The 16,979-nt window shown below is 63.8% G+C and carries 17 protein-coding genes and 1 other RNA gene; 10 read left to right on the top strand and 8 right to left on the bottom strand.

Translation table 11 applies throughout. The features are described from left to right. Window positions 1–172 precede the first annotated feature (172 nt). The 5 genes from BRC58_00385 to BRC58_00365 all read left to right on the top strand — a co-directional run bounded on the left by BRC58_00385 (window position 173) and on the right by BRC58_00365 (window position 4,698). Window positions 173–1,162, top strand: a complete 990-nt coding sequence (locus BRC58_00385) for an aldo/keto reductase (GenBank protein ID PSP19597.1) — start codon at window positions 173–175, stop codon at window positions 1,160–1,162. Window positions 1,163–1,171: 9 nt separating this feature from the next. After that, complete coding sequence (locus BRC58_00380) at window positions 1,172–1,543, top strand: hypothetical protein (GenBank protein PSP19596.1); 372 nt, start codon at window positions 1,172–1,174, stop codon at window positions 1,541–1,543. 107 nt (window positions 1,544–1,650) lie between these two features. Continuing rightward, window positions 1,651–2,943, top strand: coding sequence for a hypothetical protein (locus BRC58_00375; GenBank protein PSP19595.1), 1,293 nt, complete (start codon window positions 1,651–1,653; stop codon window positions 2,941–2,943). Window positions 2,944–2,950: 7 nt separating this feature from the next. Further along, window positions 2,951–3,883, top strand: coding sequence for a family 2 glycosyl transferase (locus tag BRC58_00370; protein ID PSP19594.1), 933 nt, complete (start codon window positions 2,951–2,953; stop codon window positions 3,881–3,883). Window positions 3,884–3,903: 20 nt separating this feature from the next. Beyond that, entirely contained in the window at window positions 3,904–4,698 is a 795-nt protein-coding gene (locus BRC58_00365; protein PSP19593.1) for a hypothetical protein, read from the top strand. Here the strand turns inward: BRC58_00365 and BRC58_00360 are convergent. The 4 genes from BRC58_00360 to BRC58_00345 all read right to left on the bottom strand — a co-directional run bounded on the left by BRC58_00360 (window position 4,615) and on the right by BRC58_00345 (window position 10,435). Next, window positions 4,615–6,231 (bottom strand): peptidase M16, encoded by a 1,617-nt coding sequence (locus tag BRC58_00360; protein ID PSP19592.1) that lies wholly within the window; start codon window positions 6,229–6,231, stop codon window positions 4,615–4,617. The genes BRC58_00365 and BRC58_00360 overlap by 84 nt on opposite strands. Before the next feature lie 9 nt (window positions 6,232–6,240). Beyond that, complete coding sequence (locus BRC58_00355; protein PSP19591.1) at window positions 6,241–7,800, bottom strand: peptidase M16; 1,560 nt, start codon at window positions 7,798–7,800, stop codon at window positions 6,241–6,243. Window positions 7,801–7,864: 64 nt separating this feature from the next. Further along, on the bottom strand, window positions 7,865–8,608 hold the full coding sequence (locus BRC58_00350) for an isoprenyl transferase (protein ID PSP19590.1): 744 nt from the start codon (window positions 8,606–8,608) through the stop codon (window positions 7,865–7,867). A gap of 60 nt (window positions 8,609–8,668) precedes the next feature. After that, window positions 8,669–10,435: a hypothetical protein gene (locus tag BRC58_00345; GenBank protein ID PSP19589.1), complete on the bottom strand. Its 1,767-nt coding sequence runs from the start codon at window positions 10,433–10,435 to the stop codon at window positions 8,669–8,671. Between the two features lie 83 nt (window positions 10,436–10,518). Between BRC58_00345 and BRC58_00340 the strand changes: the two genes are divergently transcribed. The 5 genes from BRC58_00340 (at window position 10,519) to BRC58_00320 (ending at window position 15,443) form a co-directional block, all read left to right on the top strand. Further along, window positions 10,519–11,286: a hypothetical protein gene (locus BRC58_00340; protein ID PSP19588.1), complete on the top strand. Its 768-nt coding sequence runs from the start codon at window positions 10,519–10,521 to the stop codon at window positions 11,284–11,286. A gap of 269 nt (window positions 11,287–11,555) precedes the next feature. Then, the gene (locus tag BRC58_00335) at window positions 11,556–12,626 is read left to right on the top strand and encodes an undecaprenyl-phosphate alpha-N-acetylglucosaminyl 1-phosphate transferase (GenBank protein PSP19587.1); all 1,071 of its coding nucleotides are present in this window, start codon (window positions 11,556–11,558) and stop codon (window positions 12,624–12,626) included. 18 nt (window positions 12,627–12,644) lie between these two features. Beyond that, window positions 12,645–13,895 (top strand): competence/damage-inducible protein A, encoded by a 1,251-nt coding sequence (locus BRC58_00330; GenBank protein ID PSP19586.1) that lies wholly within the window; start codon window positions 12,645–12,647, stop codon window positions 13,893–13,895. Between the two features lie 322 nt (window positions 13,896–14,217). Beyond that, on the top strand, window positions 14,218–14,652 hold the full coding sequence (aroQ, locus tag BRC58_00325) for a type II 3-dehydroquinate dehydratase (GenBank protein PSP19679.1): 435 nt from the start codon (window positions 14,218–14,220) through the stop codon (window positions 14,650–14,652). Then, on the top strand, window positions 14,649–15,443 hold the full coding sequence (locus BRC58_00320) for a hypothetical protein (protein PSP19585.1): 795 nt from the start codon (window positions 14,649–14,651) through the stop codon (window positions 15,441–15,443). The genes aroQ and BRC58_00320 overlap by 4 nt, the downstream gene beginning before the upstream one ends. Here BRC58_00320 and BRC58_00315 read toward each other — a convergent pair. The 4 genes from BRC58_00315 to ffs form a co-directional block, all read right to left on the bottom strand. Next, window positions 15,396–15,995, bottom strand: a complete 600-nt coding sequence (locus tag BRC58_00315; GenBank protein PSP19584.1) for a 5-formyltetrahydrofolate cyclo-ligase — start codon at window positions 15,993–15,995, stop codon at window positions 15,396–15,398. The genes BRC58_00320 and BRC58_00315 overlap by 48 nt on opposite strands. A gap of 8 nt (window positions 15,996–16,003) precedes the next feature. Next, entirely contained in the window at window positions 16,004–16,435 is a 432-nt protein-coding gene (locus BRC58_00310; protein PSP19583.1) for an NADPH-dependent 7-cyano-7-deazaguanine reductase QueF, read from the bottom strand. A 6-nt stretch (window positions 16,436–16,441) separates the two neighbouring features. Continuing rightward, the gene (locus tag BRC58_00305) at window positions 16,442–16,816 is read right to left on the bottom strand and encodes a hypothetical protein (protein ID PSP19582.1); all 375 of its coding nucleotides are present in this window, start codon (window positions 16,814–16,816) and stop codon (window positions 16,442–16,444) included. Window positions 16,817–16,868: 52 nt separating this feature from the next. Then, an RNA gene (ffs, locus tag BRC58_00300) (signal recognition particle sRNA small type) lies at window positions 16,869–16,965 on the bottom strand. Window positions 16,966–16,979 lie beyond the last annotated feature (14 nt).

Below are 16,979 nucleotides of genomic sequence, written 5' to 3'. Positions count from 1 at the left end.
GCGCCTTATTGGGTGCCGGTTTGCATTCCCTTTGATAGTTGCTGGCAGGCCGCAACCGGGAGTTGGCAGAATCCGATTGGGGTCAATGGGGCGCTGCGATTCAGGCAATGTCAATGCCACCCGAAGCAACCCTACCCCTTACGGGCGTGGCGAGGCGCGAGCGTGCGGCAGCATGAGCAGCCAGGTTACCTCTAATGGCATCCTGCCGCTACCGGCCATGGGCTGCGGCACCTGGGCTTGGGGCAACCGCTTGGTCTGGAACTACGACGAGCGCCTGGATCCGCAATTGCAGGCGGCTTTTGAGACCTGCGTCCGCGGCGGCGCGACGCTATTTGACTCTGGCGATTCCTACGGCATTGGGCGGCGCAACGGCCGCAGCGAGCGGCTGCTGGGCCAATTTTGGCAAGCCTATCGCGGTCCCAACCGGGACCGGATTTGCCTGGCCACCAAGCTGGCTGCTTATCCGTGGCGGCTGACGCGGCGCGCGCTGCTCCGGGCCGGTGGGGCCTCAGCGGCGCGTTTGGGCCACAAACTGGATCTGGTGCAGCTGCATTGGTCGCCGGCTCAGTACGCCCCCTGGCAGGAAGGACCGCTGCTGCGCGGGTTGGCCGACTGCTACCAGCACGGGATGGCCGCTGCCGTGGGCCTCTCCAACTACGGCCCGAGGGGCCTGCAGCGGGCGCATCGCAAGCTGGCCGAGTGCGGTGCCCCCGTCGCGACGCTGCAGATCCAGTACTCGCTGCTATCGAACGGCCCCATGGCCGCAGAGGTGCGCGAGCTGTGCGGCGAGCGCGGCATCCGGGTCATTGCCTACAGCCCGCTGGCGCTGGGGTTGCTAACCGGTAAGTACCGCGAGGCAGGCCCCCTACTGGTTGGGTTGCGGCGGCCGCTGTTTCGGCGCTTGTTGCCCGGCATCCGCCCGCTGCTGCAGGCGCTGGCGGCGATCGCGGCGGAACGCCAAGCAAGCCAGGCGCAAGTCGCGCTCAACTGGTGCCTCTGCCAAGGCACCATTCCCATTCCCGGGGCCAAAAGCGCCCAGCAGGCGCGCGAAAACCTGGGCGCACTGGGATGGTCGCTATCGGCCGGTGAGATTGCCGAGCTCGAGCGCGCCGCGCAACGCTGCGAGCGCCGCATGGTCCAGAATGCGTTCCAGACCCGCTAGCCGCCTGCCATGCTCACTAGCTACTACGCCGTGACGCCGCCCGAGACGCCGGGGGCAATCTGCATCAGCCGGGGTATGCCCCACCGCACCCGCTACCGGCGCTACTGGCCCCTGGCTCCCGGCAAATGGTTCAAATCCGTCAGCCGAGCCACCTACCTATCGCGCTATCGCACCATTCTGGATGCTCTCGATCCCGAGCGCGTGTGGGCCGAGCTGTACGAGCTGGCCGCGGGGGCCGAGCCCATCCTACTGTGCTTTGAATCGCCCCAAGGCTTTTGCCACCGGCGGTTGGCTGCCCGCTGGCTGGCATCAAATCTGGGCGTGACCGTTCCCGAAGGTCGCCTTGAGAACGGCCGGCGCATCACGGTAGCCCCCTGGTAAGAGCGGGCGCAGCCGTTGCCGCTGCAGCTGGCGTGGTTCTAGAGCAACGCTAAGCTAGGGCCAAGCGGCGCTTGCTGAGCCGCTCCAACGCCGTTACAACGCCCGCTATGGATTGGGCCGAGCGCAAGGCGGACGATCCCTGGGCGACCGAGCGCCTCTCGGCCGTCGAGCGCGCCGATGCCGCTGACTGCCGCTCGCCATTCGAGCACGATCGGGATCGCATCATCCACAGCGTGACGTTCCGGCGGCTGCAGGGCAAAACGCAGATTTTTGCCCCCGGCGAAGCCGAGTTTTTGCGCACGCGCGTCACCCACTCCATTGAGGTTGCCCAAATCGGGCGCGCCCTGGCCAAAATGACCGAGCTGCCCGGCAGTTTGGTGGAAGCAGCCTGCTTGGCGCACGATCTAGGCCATCCGCCGTTCGGGCACGCCGGCGAGACGGTGCTCGATGAGCTCATGCACCTCTACGGCGGCTTTGAGGGCAACGCGCAGACATTCCGCCTGCTGACCCGCCTGGAGGAAAAAAGCAAGGCCTATGCCGGGCTTAACCTCACGCGGGCGACCCTGCTGAGCGTGTTGAAATATCCCTACCGGCGCAGTGCCGGCGCCGGTAAGTTCCTCTACGAGGAGGACGCCGACCGCTGCGAGGCCTGGCTGTTCCGCGGCAGCGCGCACCAGCTCCTCGATGCCGCCCACCGCGATCGCCCGCCACCCCGCACGATCGCTTGCCAGCTGATGGACTGGGCCGACGATGTCGCCTACTCGGTCCACGACATGGAGGATGGGTTGCAGAGCGGCTTTCTGCTGCCGTCCATGCCGCTCGAGCGCATTGCCGATTGGGTATGGTACCGCCTGCAGCTCACCGCGGTTCCGGATAACCTGACGCGCGAGCGCGTCGTTGCCATCCTAGGCGAGCTCAAGGGACGCCTGGACCAACCGGATGCCACCATCCGCGAAGTGACCGGCTACTATATCGATCGCTTTGTCTCCAGCATCCGGATCGTCCCTACTCAACGCCCGGAAGGCCCGTTTGACTACACCCTAGCGGTCCCCGAGGACATCCGGCAGGAATGCGCCGTCTTTAAGGCGCTGACACTGGAGTTCATCATCCTGGACGAGCGCACCACCACCCTGGCTTACAAAGGCCGCGAGATCCTCTCGCGCCTGTTCCGGGTACTGCTGGAGAATGCCGATCCCAGTGCCGGCAAGCAGCGCTTCGAGCTGTTCCCGCGGGCCATGCGCCCCCAGCTCGAGCAGCAAGCGGCGGGCGAGGCCGGCTACGCTCGCACCATCTGCGATTACCTGGCCGGCATGACGGACGGCCAGGCCTTGCGGCTGTACCGGCGCCTGTTTGAATCGACCGGTAGCTCGCTGTTCGAGCCCGTTCAGGGGCACTGCTGACTTTCCCGTGTACGCTAGCGTCGTCATCCCGACCTACAACCGCAAGCTTATCCTGCAAAAGTGCTTGCGCGCGCTCGAGCGGCAGTCCGTTCCTGCGGGCAGCCCGCTCCAGGACTACGAAGTCGTGGTGGTCGATGACGGCTCCACCGACGGCACCTCAGCCTGGCTGGCCAGCGCTGCTCGGGAGCTCCCACACGTGCGAACGCTGGTGCAAGCCAACCAGGGGCCGGCTGTCGCTCGCAACCGAGGCGTGCGGGCAGCGCGCGGCGATACCATCGTCTTTATCGATAGCGATCTGGTGGTCGTGCCGCAATTCCTGCACGCCCACGCTTGCGCCCTTACCCAAACGGGCAGCGCCCGCGCGTTTACCTACGGCCGCGTAGTCAACACCAGCAACTTTGCGGATCCCATGGCCGAGCCCTACAAGCTCACCGATGTCTCGGCTGCTTACTTTGCTACCGGCAACGTCGCGATCGCGCGCGCATGGCTGGAGCGAGCGGGTTTGTTCGATACCCGCTTCCAGCACTACGGTTGGGAAGATCTGGAGTTGGGCGTCCGGCTCAAGCAACTGGGGCTCAAGCTCATCAAGTGCCCCCAGGCCGTGGGCTATCACTGGCACCCACCCTTTCGGCTGGAGCAGATCCCCGCGCTGATCGAGCGGGAGGTCCAGCGCGGGCGCATGGGCGTGCTGTTCTATCGCAAGCATCCCACTTGGCAAGTGCGGCTCATGGTGCAGATGACCCCACTGCACCGCTGCCTTTGGGGGCTGCTGTCGCTGGGCGGCCGGCTCAACGAGCGCACCATGGCTCCGCTGTTGCAGTGGCTGATCGCCCGCGGCCGCTCGGGGCTGGCCCACGAACTGGCCCGGATCTTTCTCAACTGGTACTGCGTGCAGGCCGTTTACGCCGAGCGCGCCCGGCAGTCGCGCTCGGCCCCGTAGCGTAGCGCTCGGAGGCGCTTATGCCCGCGAGGCATCCGGTGACGTTGCTGAGCGACTTTGGGCTGCAGGATCCCTACGTCGGCATCATGAAAGGCGCGATCGCGACCACCGATCCGCACGTCCCCATTCACGATCTGACCCACCAGCTGCCCGCGCAAAACGTGGCAGCCGGGCGCTTTGCGCTCGCCAGCGCCGCGCCCTACTTTCCCGAGGCGACCGTGCACGTGGCCGTGGTGGATCCGGGGGTGGGCAGCCAGCGGCGTGGCATTGCCGTTGCCTTTGAAGGTGGCTTTGCCGTTGGCCCGGACAACGGTTTGTTGGGCGGCCTGCTGGCGCTTTATCCGCCGCAAGCTGCCGTCACGTTGACCGAGCCGGCCTACTGGCGCACGCGCTCCCCCAGTGCCACCTTCCACGGTCGCGACATTTTTGCGCCGGTCGGCGCCCACCTGGCACGCGGCACGCCCCTGGCTGAGTTGGGCGAGCGCCTTGCCCCCGACGCCCTCGTGCAGCTACCGCTGGCCGAGCAGCAGGCCACAGCCACCGGCATCGCCGGCTGCATTCAGTACGTGGATGCCTTTGGCAACCTCATTACCAACGTGGCCGGGCAAGCCGTGCGCGATCGCCACTGGTGGGCCCGTGCGGCCGGTTGCGATATTCCCAGCGCGCGGACTTACAGCGATCGGGCGGCAGGCGAGTTGCTCGCGCTAGAGGGTAGCCACGGCTGGGTGGAGCTAGCCGTCAACGGCGGCAGCGCCCAATCCCAGTTGCAGCTCGAGTGGGGCAGCCCCATCGAGCTCGTTTGGCATCCCGCTTGAGGCCGGCTCGCTTTGCAGTTGCGGCGATGGCAGCATGGGCTGCTGCTGGCGCGGCTGGGGAAGGGTAATATCGCGCGTTTGGACCGGTTGCTCTAGCTGCTCGAGCCCAGGTTCAATGGCATCGGGATTGCCCACGACTAGGGTTACCAGGCGCTCGGGGTGCAGCGACTCGCGCACCGCGCGCAAGACATCCTCGGCTGTTGTCGCTTCTACCCCGCGCCGGTACTGCCACAAAAAATCCGGCGGGTAATCGTAGTAGTCGTAGCGCATCCGCCGCGCCAGCGTTTGGCTGGGATCCTCAAACTCAAACGGGAACGCGTTGAGGATCGTGCTTTTGGCGCCCTCCAGCGCCTCCTCCTGGAGCGGCTCGCGCTGCATGCGCTCTAGCTCCGAGCGCAGCGATCGGATGAACGGCACTGTCTGCTGGGATTGAGTCTGCCCGCCGGCAACAAACATCCCGTCGTAATCGTAGCTGGGGTTCCATTTCCCGGAAACGGAATAGGCCAGTCCCTGCTGCGATCGCAGCCGGTCGAACAGCCGACCGCCCAAGCCGTTGAGCGCCTCGTTCATGACATCCAGGGCTGGGTAGTCCTCGCTGTCGTACTGCCCGTCCAGGTGTCCCAAGCGGATGTAGCTTTGGGTGAGCTGCGACTGCTCGGCGACAAAAATGCCGCCATCGCGAGCCTGACCGGCAGCCGGGACGGTCGGGCTGGGCTCGGCAGCTGGCGCTTCCCAGTCGCCAAAGGCTCGGGCAATGCGATTGCGCATGGCCGCCACCTCAAAGTCGCCGATCGCGCCCAAGATGATGTTATCCGGCCGAAAGTAGGTCTGGTAAAAATCGATGATGTCCGTGCGCGAGATGTTGTTGAGCGTTGCGTAATCGGCAATGCGGGCATAGGGGCTGCTATCGCCATAGACCAACTCACTGAATTCGCGCGCGGCAATGCGGCCGGCCTCGTCGTTGCGCCGCGCGATTTCCCCGCGCTTTTGCGTTTTGGCTAGCGCGATCTTGTCGGGGGCAAAGGCCGGTTGGCGCAGAACCTGGGCGAATAAATCGAGTACCGCATCCAGATCGGGACGCAGGGCCTCAAAGCTGGCCTCGCCGCGCGTGGTGCCAATGCTGGTCTCGATCAAGGCAGCTCGCCGCTCCAGCATGCGGTTGAGCTCGTCCAGCGCGTGCTGCTGCGTGCCGCCGGTGCGCAGAACTTTGCCCGCGAGCTCGGCGAGCCCTACCTTATTGGCCGGCTCCAGCCGCGAGCCGGTGCGAACGAACGCCCGGCCGCTCACCAAGGGCAAGTCGCGATCGGGCAGCAAATACACGGTCATGCCATTATCGAGCTGGTAGCGCTCGCAATCGGGCGGTGCCGGCTCGGGTTGGGGCGGAAACGAGAGTTCGGTGTAGTGCTTGGGGGTGGCGGCTTCCGCTTGAGAGGCGATCGTTCCTCGGCCGAACGCCAACAGCAGGGCCAGGACGATCCCTAGCCCGATCCAGCTCAGGGTCTTAACCGTTCGGTTAGTGCTTGCGATTGCCATGGCCGCCGCTCACTCGTTGGATGAATCCGCACTCTCGGGCAGGATGCGCCCGACGATGCGGTTTTGGGGTTGAAAGGTCTCCTGGGCCACGCGCCGGAGGTCTTGGGCGGTGACTTGGGCGATGGCTTCAATCTCGTCGAATAGGTTGCGCCAGTCGCCGGTTTTGCCCTCAAATTCGGCCAGCAGCCGCGCCATGCCGCGATTGGAGTCCAGCGAGCGTACTAGCTCCGCCCGAGCTTGCGTTTTGACCCGCTCGAGCTCGGCGGCGGTGACCGGTTCGGTCTTGAGGCACTCGATTTGGGCGCGCATCTGCTGGCCTAGCGCATCGACGCTGCTATTAGGGGCTGTCAGGCCGTAGAACAGGATAAGGCTGGGAAATTTCTCGCCCGGAAAGCTGCTAATCCCTTCTACGTTGAGGGCTAGCTGCTGCTCCTGCACCAGCGACTGGTAGAGCCGGGAGGTGCGACCGCCGCTCAACAGCCGGGTGACGATCTCGTAAACGGCATGGTCGGGATTGTCGATGGCAGGGCGGTGGTAGGCCTCCAGGTACCACGGGCGCGAGGGGAGCCGCAGCGTCACCTCGCGCGGTTGCTGCTGCTCGGGCTCGAGGTTGCCCGTTGGGGGCAGATCGGCCTGCGAGGGGTAGCGCCCAAAATACGTTCGGGCGAGCTGCTTCACTTCCGCCGGATCGACATCTCCCACAACAGCGCCGATGAGCTGCCCGGGCGTGTAGTAGGTTTGGAAAAACTCGCGAACGTCCTGCCGTCGCAGCTGGCGCAAGTCGCGCTCGTAGCCAATGACAGGCTGCCCATAGGGATGGTCAGTGTAAGCAGTCTCTAGAAATTCCACCATCGCCTTGCCAATGGGCGAGTTCTCTACCCGCTGGCGGCGCTCTTCCAAAACGACTTGCTTTTCTTTATAAAACTGGCGAAAGACCGGCTCGAGGAACCGCTCTGACTCCAACGACATCCACAGCTCGAGCTTGTTGGCTGGCAGGTTGTAAAAGTACATGGTGTAGTCGGCCGAGGTGGCGGCGTTGAGCCCCACGCCGCCAGCCCGTTGCACGATTTGGCTGAACTCGTTGGGCACCACGTACTCGGCTGCCTGGGCCTGTACGCGCTGAAATTGTTGCTGCAGCCGCTTGGCTTTTTGCGAGTTGCCGGCTTCTTGGGCAGCCTGGATCCGGTCAAACAAGCGGTCCAGGCGCTTTAGCAGCGGTTTTTCTTTGGGGTAGTTGCGCGTTCCGATGCGCTCGGTCCCTTTAAACGCCAAATGCTCCAACAAGTGAGCGACCCCGGTTTTGCCCTCGGGCTCATTGGCTGCTCCCACATCGGCATACGTCACGAACGAAACGACCGGCGCTTCCCAATCGGGCAAAATCAGGAACCGCATGCCGTTGGCTAGCTCGTACTCGATAACGCGATCACGAACGCGCTCCAGCGAGGCCTGAATGGGGTCGGAGGCAGCTTGCTGCCCCCATGCCTGGGCCGGCAGTCCGCCCCATCCCAATAGCAAAACCACCAGCAGACTGGCTAGGGAGCGGACGGCACAGCGAGCGAAGCGAGGCATGAATGGCCGCAAAATGGATGTCCTCTAGGGTAATGGCAGGGCTGGGCGGCTGGCAGCCGGCTCGTCACAGCTTGCCGAAGCGGCGATGGCGCTGCTGGTAGGCGGCAAGGGCCCGGTGGAAGTCGCCGCGATCGAAATCCGGCCAGAGCGTCTCGGTTACGTAGATTTCGGCGTAGGCAATCTGCCAGAGCAGAAAATTGCTCAACCGCATCTCGCCGCTGGTGCGAATCAGCAGGTCGGGCTCGGGCATGCCCGCCGTATCGAGCGCTTGCGCCACGCAGCCATCGTCAATGGCATTGGGGGAGAGTTCGCCGGCGGCAACCTGATGGGCCAGGCGGCGGCAAGCCCGAACGATATCTTGGCGGCCGCCGTAGTCGATGGCAACGTTAAAGCGGATGGCCTGGTTTTGGGCCGTTTGCGCGCTGGCTTGCTGCATGCGCGACTGCAGCGAAGGCGATAGGGCCTCGTGGTTGCCAATAAAGTTGATGCGCACGCCCTCGCGATCCATTTCGTCGAGCTCTGCTTGCAATTGGCGCTCGAATAGGCCCAGCAGGAAATCGACTTCGGTGGCGGGGCGGTGCCAGTTCTCCGTGGAGAAAGCATAGACCGTTAGCTGCCCGATGCCCCAGTCCTTGCAGCAGCGCAGCAGCGCTTTCAGCGCTTTGACACCCTGACGGTGGCCTTCGATGCGCGATAAGCCCCGTTGCGTCGCCCACCGCCCGTTGCCGTCCATGATCGCTGCTACATGCTGCGGGAGCCGGTCGCTGTCGAGATCTGCCGGTAGGCTTGAGCGGAGTTGCGCGGTCATGGTGGGGCAGTCCGCTAACAGCAGAATGAAACTAGCACGTTAACCCGTTTGGGTTGCTGCTTACAACCAATTGCGGGGCCATGGAGCGGCAGCACTGAGCGAGGACTGGCCCTGCCGGATATCGGTTCCGCGATCGCAGCTGTAGCGCTGATAAGCAATAGGCACGCTCCAACCCATCAAGCGGTGATATGCCCGCTCGTGCCGTTGGCAGGGACGCGCACCAACCGTTAGCACGGGCGGATAATCGGCGCGCTCCAGATCGGGCAGCATCACCCAAAGGCTCTGGGGGGCATCTGAGAGATCGCTCACCCTCTGCCAGATGCGGCTACCATCGCCCTCAAGCTCAAACAGGGCAAATTGCGTCTCGCTCGAGTCGGCCGCGCCGTTAAGCGCCCAGGCATAGCTCAAGCTGCGAGCCAATCCCAGCGGGTGCCGATAGCCCATGGCCAGCATCAGCGGCTCGGGAGCTCGCTCGAGTTGAGATGTGACCCGAGCGGGCAAGTAGGGCTTGGCAAAAGCTAGATCGCTTATGACGACTAGGGAGCTTACAATGCCGACCGCAACCACCAAAGTAGTGCGAGCGGGGAAACGCGGCCGCAATCGCCTTAGGGAGTACTGGGATAGTTGGTTCCACTGGGCTTGCAAGCTAGCGCCCACCAAAGCGCAAAATGCCGGAAAGTAGATGCAGTTATACCGAAAAGCGACGCTCGTATCGCGCTCGAGCCCGTAAATGAGGGCCAAAAACTGCAGCAAAACGGCGACTGCAAAACCACCAATTGATTGAATGGCCGATCGGGTTGCTGGCTGCCGCCAGAGCCGTCGCATCCCTGCTGCGATCTGCCAGGCCAGCCACCCGGCAAACGCAAGCATGGCTGCTCCTGACGCAATTTGAATGCCCAACGGTTGCCGCTCCAGCGGCAGCATGACAGCCATGACGATCCAGCCCGCCAGCGTGCGGTACAGCGGCCCGAGCAAGTCGGGCTCGGGCAGCCAGCCGGTCTTAGCATCGCCGTAGTGCTGCAGCAAGTAAGGTATCCAAGGCCAATAAGCCAGGCCGATGCTAGCGAGGGTGCCTCCCAATGCAGCCAGATGGCTGGGATGGCGATACAGCTGCACGATAAGCACAACCGCTTGAGCGAATAAGGCCAACAGGAAAAAGTAATGGGTGTAGCAGCCGGCAATATTGATAGCTCCCCAGCCCAGCCACACGAGCGGCCGCTGTCGCCCGCACTCGGCATCGCGTTGAATTTGGAGCATGCCCACCAGGGCAAGCAAAATGAGCGCTAGCAGGATCCCGTACTGGCGCGCTTCCTGCGCCAGATAAATCCCGAACGGAGAAACTGCCATGGCAGCCGCTCCCGCCAAGCCAGCCCGTGGCGAAACCGCAAGGCGATTGAGGGCGTAGATAGCCGCAATGGCGACAAGGCTGCCCAGCGCTGGCAGCGATCGCAACTTCCAAGCCAGCGATGCCGCGAGCGAGCTGAGCCCCTGCAACCACTGATGCATCAGGCAGAAAAATAGCGGTGGGTGCGTCGATTGGGTCCCGATCAAGCGGGCTACTCTTGCGCAGTTGCCATCCGGCGGGAGTGCAAACAGTCGCTCTAGCTCAGATGGTGTCAGGGTCACACCCACCGGTACGGCCTCGTAACCGCGCCCAAGCGCCATGAGCGCAGTCACAATTTCATCCAACCAAAGCGGTTTGACCGCCAAGTTTCCAAAGCGCAGGAAGGCCCCCAGAGCAATAATGGCCACCAGAATGGCGCCGTGACGCCAGCGCTGGCGCGATCGCGCCCCCATAGGCCTTGGCTTGCAGCTCGCCGCTGTCATTTTAAGCCGGCTGCGATTGCAGGCCGTATGGCTCAGGCGCTGGTCGAAACGCTAAGGTTTGGCCGGAATGCCAACAAGCGGCGATGGATCCGTTCCCCAAGGCCAGTCGGCGTGCGCGCATGGGTTGGATGGTGGGCAGCTTGCTGCTGGCCGGTGCGTTTGCCTTTGAGATTGCATGGTTGCTTCGCCCGCCATCGCCTCCCACCTCGCGTTCGGCCAGCTCGGACCCCAAAGCGAACGAGCCGCAGCGCTCGCGACCCTCGCCTCAAGCTCAGCCTGATGGCAGCCCAGCTGCGACGGAGGCCGAGCCTCCTGCCGGAGCATCTGACGCCACCGGTGGCTCTGGTCCCGAAGCCCATCAGCGGATCTTTGAGGTGGGCGAGCGCGTGGGCCTGCAGCAGCGCGTCGTTACGCTAACGCGGTTGCGCCGCGACGTGCGGCTGCCCGGCGTGCAACCAGTGGGCGAGTTTCTGGTCATTGAAGGGCAGATGGAGAACCTGGCCCAACAAACGAGCCCCCAGTATTGGTCCACCTTTGTCACTGTTGACGAGCAGGGGCGGCGCTACCAGGCTGAGCCGCCTGGCGTTCAACAGGCTGCGCAAGCTAAATACGACAAAGCCAGCTATACCAAACCCATCCCGCCCGGGATGACCGTCGAGTTCGTCGCTGCCTTCGACATCAACCCCTCGGTTCGCAAGCTCAAGCTCGTTATGGATGCCACTGCCGCTGCTGGCAGCAAGCGCGTTGTTAATTTGGGGTCGCCGCCGCGGGCAAACGCCGATGCTGACGTGGTGCCTTCCGCCCAGTCAGCGCCTCATGGCGAAGGGTCCGATGGGGCTGCCACGGAGTAAGCAAACCGACCTGCATTGTTTGCCCAGTTTATGCCGGGACCACCCAAGGCAACTGGGAGACGCTCAAAACCGAGTTCTGCCAAGATGCGTACCGCACGACTCGGGAGAGCGGGCGCGCCAGTTCAAGCAGCGCTTGTACGGAGCCATCAACCAGATTGAGCTTGGAGCCCCCAAGACCATTGCGGCACCGCCAGAACGGGATCTCTGAGCGTTTGCCCGCTCTCCCTTGGTGAGATAGAGTTGACGCCTTTGCCCGAGATGCTTGCGTGATGTCTGGCCCGCTCTACTCCGTTCTGGCATTTGCGGTGGCTGCCGGTGTGGTTTGGGTGGTAACGCCGCTGCTGCAAACTCTAGGCTTGCGTAGCGGCAATGTCGATCGGCCCGATGAGCGCAAGCACCATCAAAACCAAACCGTCAATCTAGGCGGCATTGCCATTTTTGGCGGCGTACTAGCTGCATTTTTGCTGCTATGGGGCGCGGGCGCATTTGAGGATTTGGCACCAGCAACGGAGGGGCAGGTTTGGGTCCTTTTGGTGGGCGGAACGGCTTTTTTTGTTGTGGGGCTAATTGACGATCTGCGCTCGCTCCCAGCCATGCTGCGGTTGGCCATTCAAATGGCCATCGCCGTCTTGGTTTGGACCATGGGGATTGAGGTCCGGTTTGTATCAGTTTTGCTCGAGTCCATCGCAGGCACCAACCTGTCACTGGATTGGGTCAACTTGCCCGTTACGGCTATCTGGTTGGTGGGCATGGCCAATGCCATTAATTGGATGGACGGATTGGATGGCCTGGCTGCCGGGATGTCGGGGATTGCGGCAGCCGTCATGGCGGCTGCGACCGCCGTTACGGCCGAGCCAGCTTCTGCCCCCGTTGGTCTGGCTCTGGCCGGTAGCAGCTTGGGGTTTTTGCGCTACAACTTCCACCCCTCGCAAATTTTTATGGGGGATTCCGGTTCTTATTTTTTGGGCTTCACCTTGGCCGCTTTGGCGGCCATTGGCTTGGTGCAAACGAACGTGCTGTCGGCAGTGGCGATCCCATTTCTGGTCCTGGCGGTCCCGATTGGGGACATGTCAGCGGTAATCGGGATGCGCCTGCTGCGCGGCCATTCTCCACTCAAGCCGGACCGACGCCACCTACACCACCGCCTGCTTGCAGCCGGCGTTTCGCAGCGCGCGATCGCCATCCTGATCTACAGCTTAACGGCCTGGGTGGGCGCGCTGGCCCTGCTGTTGGTTGGGACACCCGGCGGAGTCGCTTGCGTTCTGGGGGCTACCGGTCTTTTGGCCTATGCCAGTTGGCACGCTCGGCGCCAGGCGCGCTCGCGCCATCGTGCCGATTGAGTCGTTCCCGCAACCACCATGTCCGCTGAAATCCTCTCCATCGGAACCGAGTTACTGCTGGGCGATATCGTCGATACCAACGCGCAGTTTTTGGGCCAGCAGCTCGCGCGCCTGGGCATTCCGCATTATTACCAAACCACGGTTGGCGACAACGCCGAACGCTTGCAAACGGCGCTAGCTGTCGCCAGCGAGCGCTCGAGCCTGCTCATCCTAACGGGAGGGCTAGGCCCCACGCCCGATGACATCACCACCGAAACAGTGGCCGAGTTCTTTGGGGCACCGCTGGTCGAGCATCCGGAACTGCTCGAAGATATCCGCACCAAATACGCGCGGCGCGGGCGCCAGATGAGCGACAGCAACCGCAAGCAAGCGCAGCTGCCAAGCGGCGCCCAGATTTTGTACAACCCCATCGGGAGTGCCTCCGGCGCGATCTGGCAGCCGCGCTCGGGATTGACCGTCCTGACCTTTCCAGGCGTCCCGGCCGAGATGGCGCGCATGTGGCGCGAGACGGCCGTTCCCTACTTGCAGCAACAAGGATGGGGGCAGCACGTCATCCTCAGCCGGGTGCTGAAGTTTTGGGGGCCGCCTGAGGCTGAACTGGCCGAGCGGGTAGCATCGCTCCTGCAGCGCTCGCATCCAACCGTTGCCCCCTATTCTTCAAATGGGGAAGTGCGCCTGCGCCTGTCGGCGCGCGCCCCAACCGAAGCCGGGGCTTGGGAAGCGATCGCGCCCATCGAACGGCAGCTGCGCGCCATCGGCGGGCAAGATTGCTTTGGGGCCGATGGCGATACGCTGGCTTCGGTCGTGGGCGAGTACCTGCGCGCTGCCAGCGAGACTGTGAGCGTTGCCGAGTCCTGCACGGGGGGGGGATTGGGCGAAGCCTTAACCGCACTACCGGGCAGCTCGGCCTATTTTGAGGGCGGCATTGTGGCCTATCAGGACCGGATCAAGCGCCAGCTGCTGAGAGTCGATCCGGACGAGCTGGCCCGATCGGGGGCTGTCAGTTCGCCCGTCGCCGAGCAGATGGCAGCTGGCGCGGCGCAACGCTTGGGAACGCCGTGGGGGTTGAGCATTACCGGCATTGCCGGACCCGGCGGGGGCACGACAGCCAAGCCCGTCGGCCTGGCCTACATTGGCCTTGCAACCCCGGCTGGCGAACGGCTTAGCTGCGAGCTCAGAGCCGGCGAAACCCGAGGACGCTCGACCATCCGAACGGTCTGCACTCGCCATGCGCTGGATCGGCTGCGGCGCCAGTTGCTGGCCCGCTAGGGCTGATGGGGCTGTGCTAACGTATTAAGAAAGCCATCGGCAGGTCGCGATCGTTCGCGCGGATTGCCATAATAAGAAATGGCATCTTCAGGCTTTCCTAGCTCAATGCTCGTTTCGAGAGGAGCTTCTTCTAATGTTGGAACTGCTGGAACAGGTTTGGGAGAAACTCAAGCAGTGGTCCCGCGAACTGCTGGAGACCCTTTTGGGGCCTGAAGGCGAGCCGGATTGCGAAACCATTACCGTACGCGCGGATGATGAGGCCGCTCGTCGCCAGCGGCGATAAGCCAGCGTGACTGCTGGTGCGTCGGTAACGAGCGTGTTGGTGTTGCACGGCCCCAACCTCAACTTGTTGGGGCAGCGCGAGCCAGGCGTTTACGGCACAGTAACGCTGGCAGGGATTGAGGCACAGCTACAAGCGCGCGCCGAACAACTAGGCGTAACCGTCTCCAGCTTGCAATCCAACCGCGAAGGGGTCTTGGTCGATGCAATCCAACAGGCGCCGACGCAGCATTACGGCATTGCTATTAACGCGGGGGCTTACACGCATACCAGCATTGCCCTGCGGGACGTGATCGCCGCAGTGAGTTTACCAACGGTCGAAGTCCATCTCAGCAACCTTTACCAGCGCGAGTCCTTCCGGCATCACTCATACATTGCGCCCGTTGCAACCGGTCAGATCGCCGGGTTCGGGAGCGATAGCTACGTTCTAGGACTGGAGGCGCTCGTCAACTGCATCCGGCGCCACCGCTCGCCGTGATCCCGGATCCGGCTGCACCCCCCTTGGCGCTCCTCGACCGGTTCCGCGGCTCCTTACTGGGAATCGCGCTCGGGGAGCAGATTGGGTCGCAGCAATGGGCTTCTGCGGCGGCCGCCCCGTCGGTTTGGCAGCAAATTGCGCTCGCAACAGCTCGCTATCTCAGCTCCCGGGGAGATTGGAGCGCGGATGGCCTCTGCGCGGAGCTGCAACGGGAGCAACCGGCGTTGCTGCAGTCGCGTGGCTGCGCTCAGCCGGGAGAAGCTGCGCTCGCGACGCTCCCCATCGCGCTGTTCTTTCACGACGATTGGGCACTGGCGCGCGCGCGCTTGCAGGACGGTGCCTGCCTTTGGCAACAGCCGAGCGAGCCGTCGGAGGAAGTCCTGGCGTGGGGGATAGCGATCACTCGGGAGCTAGCAGCCTCGGCTCCCGGGGGGGCTAGCTCAGAAAATGCCACCAGCTCCCTTGCGATGGCCACGGATGCCGCCCTGGCGCTGGCATGGGAGTGCTATCAGCTTACGCCCACCGCTGCTCGGCTCTGCGTGGCGCGCGCCGCTCGCGCCCGGGAGCGGGAAGCGCTGGCGGCGGCCCTAGCGGGGGCACTGGCTGGCAGCCACAGCGGTTGGAGCGGTATACCGATTGCGTGGCGAGTGGCACTGCGGCACGCGTCTCACTTTCCGGCCCTCGAGGCAGCAGCCTCGCAATTGCTCGCCGGTTGGTCGGGGGCCGCCGCTCCCGGGGAGGCGCTAGCGCGCGCTGCGGTCGCCGCCCCCGGCGGCCTGCGATCCGGCTAGGGGAACCCGCCAGCCGGCTTCAGTACAAACGCCGCTCAGTGGCCGATCCCAAGGGTCGGTAGGCAAGACCTGAGGGCAGGCAAAATCGAACGCGATCCCCACGGTGGGGATGGCAGCTAGGGCCGGCGAGCTCAGGCAGCGATCGTAGAAGCCGCCGCCATAGCCCAGGCGGTACCCGCGCGCATCGCACGCCACCGCTGGAACCAAAATCAGATCGGCCGCACTGGGATCGCAAGCTGGCAGATCGGGATGGGGCTCGCAAATGCCGTAGGCGCCCACCTGACAGGCATCGCCCGGCTGCCACCAGTGCCAGTAGAGCCGATCGCCAACGCAGCGCGGGAAGCCCCAGTTGCGATCGGGATGGCACTCGAACAGCGGGCTGAGATCCGGTTCTTGGCGGGTACTGAAGTAAGCCAGGATCGCCTGCGCCTGCGCAAAGGTGGGCGTAGCAGCCAAATGCTGGCAGATTCGCTCGCTGCGGGCGCGGACTGCCTCAGCCGGGAGCGAGCGGCGTTGGTGCAGCAGCGTTCGCCGCAGGGCGGCTTTCTCCATGGCAGCGCTCACTCAGCCTGGGATTTGCGGTGGGAGACTGAAATCGTGGTGCCCACGTTGCCGCGCGGGGCAAACTCGCCTTTGAGGGTTACCTCCAGCGGATTGCAGGCTGCAACGAAATCATCCAGCACTTGGTTGACGGCCTCTTCGTGGGAGATATAGCGATCACGATAGCCGTTGATATAGAGCTTGATGGCCTTGAGCTCGACTACCGTTGCATCGGGAACGTAGCTCAGATAGAGCGTGGCAAAGTCGGGGTAGCCCGAGAACGGGCACTTGCAGGTGAACTCGGGCAGCGTTACCTCAATGTGGTAGCGCCGCCCCGGTCGCGGGTTGGGGAAGGTGGTAAGCTCCGCTTCCGCAATGCGGCGCTCGCCGTATTTGGCCTCCGCCGCGGCCGCGTCGGTTGCAGGCGGCTGCTGCGCGGTGCTATCTGTCATGAACGATCACTGACGCTTGAGACGGCGCAACTCCTGCTGGAGCGCCTCGACTTGCTGGCGCAGCGTCTCGACATCCTCCGTTCGGGACGCCGAGGAACTGGCGTCTGCATCCTCCTCGGTCAGGATTTCGATCGATTGCGGTCCCGCTGTCGCATTGGTTGCATCCGATTCCTCGCCGGGTTGGGCGTTTTTAAGAATGTCGTTGACAAACTGGCGCGCCTCTTCAGAGCTCATTTCCCCGCGCGCAACGAGCTCCTCGGCCAGCTGCTGGCTTTTAGTGCGCAACTGCTGCAGCGTGCTCCCAGCCCGCTCGCCTGCATAGTCGGCCAAGCCCAAGCCCAGATAAAGCGCTTTTTGGAACCAATTGCCGAATTGCGCCATGGCGTCCGGTTAGCTGCCGCAACAGCGGCGAGTGGCAGGCAGTCCCGAGAGCGAGGACCCGGAACTCACGCCGATCTCAAGCATCCCTTATTGCTGCTACCTTCCGGTCCTGACAAGGTTCGGGCGTTGAGATCGCGTGAGCCCGGATCGCCTTTAAACTAAC

The sequence above is a fragment of the Cyanobacteria bacterium QS_8_64_29 genome (genome assembly GCA_003022125.1).
Lineage (GTDB): Bacteria > Cyanobacteriota > Cyanobacteriia > Cyanobacteriales > Rubidibacteraceae > QS-8-64-29.
Note: the sequence above shows the minus strand (reverse complement) of the source record. Positions and strands in the feature narration are given on the sequence as shown.